Raw genomic sequence first — 539 nt, forward strand, 5'->3', positions numbered from 1 at the left:
GATGCTGGACCTGGACGCCAAGACCTTCGCCGACCTGACCGGCGGGAAGTTCAACCCCGACACCCTGGGCGTGGACGGCAACGGCGGCAAGGGCCACATCAAGGTCACCTACGTCATCACCAAGTGGGGCAAGGGCGTCGGCAAGAAGAACAAGCCCGTCCCCTTCGCCACCGGCGCCTGGTCCGAGAAGGACACCGACCCCGCCGAGCCGGTCGTGCTGAAGACCGCCGCGGACAAGGCCGCCGGCAAGGCCGCCGCGGCCGGGGACACGGCCGTCAAGGCCGCCGCGGCCGCGCCGCAGCCCGCCGTCGCCGCGCGCGGCGAGCAGGCCGGTGGCCCCGCGGGTGTCGCGCTGGCCGCGCTGATCGTCGCCGGCAGCGCCGGCTACGTCGGCCACCAGGTCCTGACCGGCCGGATCGCCGTCAAGCGGGGCTGAGGAACGCGCGGCTCGCGCCTCTGGACAGGTCACGGGGCCGCCACCGGAGACATCCGGTGGCGGCCCCGGCGTGTTCTGGGCGCTACGCGCCCGGCGGGAGCGG

General features: G+C 75.0%; 1 pseudogene. It reads left to right on the forward strand.

Features of this window, described 5'->3' with window-relative positions:
* Positions 1 to 436: pseudogene (locus tag ABD823_RS34515) on the forward strand (hypothetical protein); the annotation flags it as partial.
* Between the last annotated feature and the right edge of the window lie 103 nt (positions 437 to 539).

Source organism: Planomonospora alba, from assembly GCF_039534085.1.
Taxonomy (GTDB): domain Bacteria; phylum Actinomycetota; class Actinomycetes; order Streptosporangiales; family Streptosporangiaceae; genus Planomonospora_B; species Planomonospora_B alba.